Below are 2,600 nucleotides of genomic sequence, written 5' to 3'. Positions count from 1 at the left end.
CCGGCCAAAATCTTCTAGAGTGGCCAGTCGAACTGCAAAACCATCCATATCTCCTGGCTGTGCGGAATGAATATCAATCTCTGCATCCAGCGGTTGATTGAGTGACGACCGCATGGTGATGGGTCCCAACCCTAAAGCGAAGCTTATCGCAGGCACCAACAACAAGACCGAGCCTATTGCCCGGGCGATTAATTTACCCATGCTTACTCCCGTTTTCTCCAATTCCATGTCTACCGCAGTGTTCCTCAAAAATGCTGACATCCTTAGTTATCGTCAGATTTTGACAAAATTTAATAATATTAGGCAATTACGGAGCCTGTTATAGAAACTACTATAGCTTACAAATACTCTTTTACAAAAATTTCAGCTATTTGCACGCTATTTAGCGCCGCGCCTTTCCTGACATTATCCGCAACAACCCATAAATTCAGGCCTCGTGGATGAGAAATGTCTTCCCGAATTCGACCGACATACACAGGATCCTTTCCTGCAGCCTCAGTCACAGCCGTCGGGTAACCACCAGGTTCCCGTTTATCCATCACTTCTACACCTGGCGCCGTTTCCAATAGCTCGCGCGCTTTATCCGCCGTGATTTTTTCACGCGTTTCAATATTGATCGCCTCAGAATGTCCAAAAAACACAGGTATACGGACAGCTGTCGGATTAACCAATATAGCGGCATCCTCGAATATTTTTTTAGTTTCCCACACCATTTTCATTTCTTCTTTTGTATAACCATTGTCCTGAAATACGTCAATGTGCGGTAAGGCATTGAAAGCTATCTGTTTTGGGTAAACTTCGGCTTTGATCTCCTTAAGATTGAGCAAGTCTGTCGTTTGCTTGGCCAGCTCTTCAATGGCTTCTTTTCCGGTACCCGAAACCGCCTGATAGGTTGCAACATTGATGCGCTCGATACCCACGGCATCATGAATTGGTTTCAATGCGACCAGCATTTGAATGGTTGAGCAATTGGGATTGGCAATGATGCCGCGATTTTTATAATCGGCAATCGCGTGAGCATTACATTCGGGAACCACCAGCGGAATATCATCGTCGTAACGAAAATGTGATGTATTATCAATCACTACGCAGCCGGCAGCTGCTGCTTTGGGGGCATAATCTGCTGAGATGGCACCACCCGCTGAAAACAATCCTACCTGGGCTTTGGAAAAATCAAAGGTGGCAAGATCTTCCACCGTGACATTCTTGCCATTGAACTGAATTTTTGACCCAGCAGAGCGACTGCTGGCGAGGGGATACAAATTACGTACGGGAAATTTACGTTGTTCCAATATTGAAACCATGGTTTCACCCACGGCGCCTGTCGCGCCCACAACGGCGACATCGTATTCCTTGCTCATTTAGATTTCCTCTATAAGCTACTGAATTATATAAGCTTTAATTTGACTGTATAAATTCAGCAGTGTCCAGCTCGAGCATAATCCTGCAAACTCTTCGCTATTCTTCGATACTTTTGCTAACCGCAAACCGATTTAAACGAGTTCGTAAGTACCTTATATTAACGTTGTTTCGAGCTTGACACTAGCAGTTTTAAAACAGCATGCTCCTGGCCAACAATTAGGCATCTAAGGCTGCAATGATTGCATCGCCCATCTCCGAAGTAGATACCTGTTGTGTACCTTCGCTTTGAATGTCCGCTGTTCTTAGCCCCTGGTCTAACACTTTGTTAACGGCAGTTTCAATTTTATTTGCAAGAACAGATTCATCCAGTGAGTAGCGCAACATCATAGCGACTGATAACAAGGTTGCCAATGGATTGGCGATATTTTTTCCGGCGATATCCGGCGCCGAACCATGAATCGGTTCGTACATACCTTTACCCGCTGCATCTAAAGATGCAGAAGGCAACATACCGATGGAACCCGTTAACATTGCCGCAGCATCCGACAAAATGTCGCCGAACATATTAGTGGTTACAACCACGTCAAACTGTTTGGGTGCACGTACCAGTTGCATGGCGGCGTTATCCACGTACATATGGCTAAGTTCTACTTCCGGATAATCTTTAGCGACTTCAATCATTACCTCGCGCCATAATTCCGTGCACTCGAGAACATTGGCTTTATCCACCGAGCAAACCCGCTTGTCCCGTTTCATGGCAATATCAAAAGCAGACCGACCAATACGTTGAATCTCTGATTCCGAATAAACCAGGGTATTAAATCCCTGTCGCTCACCATTATCCAGTGTTCTTACACCACGCGGTTGGCCAAAGTAAATGCCGCCAGTTAATTCACGCACAATCATAATATCCAGCCCTGACACTACTTCCGGCTTCAACGTGGATGCATGTACTAATTGAGGATACAAAATTGCAGGTCGCAAATTGGAGAATAACGCCAGCTCGGCCCGCAATCCTAACAGCCCTTTTTCCGGTCGCACCGCGATATCCAGAGCCTCATACCTGGGTGCACCCACGGCCCCCAGCAATACTGCATCTGCATGTTTAGCGAGATTTAATGTTGACTCGGGTAAAGGTGTTCCATGTTCATCATAGGCGGCCCCGCCTACCAGGCCATGCTCCAGTTCCACGTTCAAACCAAAATCAGCCTGTAGTTTGTCCAGCACCTTAACTGCTT

General features: G+C 46.2%; 3 protein-coding genes. All 3 read right to left on the bottom strand.

Annotated elements, in window-relative coordinates:
- Positions 1-201: type IV pilus assembly protein FimV (locus ACWVCM_RS00130; protein WP_455199660.1), on the bottom strand; the 201-nt coding region annotated here is incomplete at its 3' end.
- A 137-nt stretch (positions 202-338) separates the two neighbouring features.
- Complete coding sequence (locus tag ACWVCM_RS00125; RefSeq protein WP_455199659.1) at positions 339-1,361, bottom strand: aspartate-semialdehyde dehydrogenase; 1,023 nt, start codon at positions 1,359-1,361, stop codon at positions 339-341.
- A gap of 217 nt (positions 1,362-1,578) precedes the next feature.
- A partial coding sequence (leuB, locus tag ACWVCM_RS00120; protein WP_455199658.1) for a 3-isopropylmalate dehydrogenase occupies positions 1,579-2,600 on the bottom strand: 1,022 nt, incomplete at its 5' end.

This window comes from Kaarinaea lacus (assembly GCF_975902315.1).
Note: the sequence above shows the minus strand (reverse complement) of the source record. Positions and strands in the feature narration are given on the sequence as shown.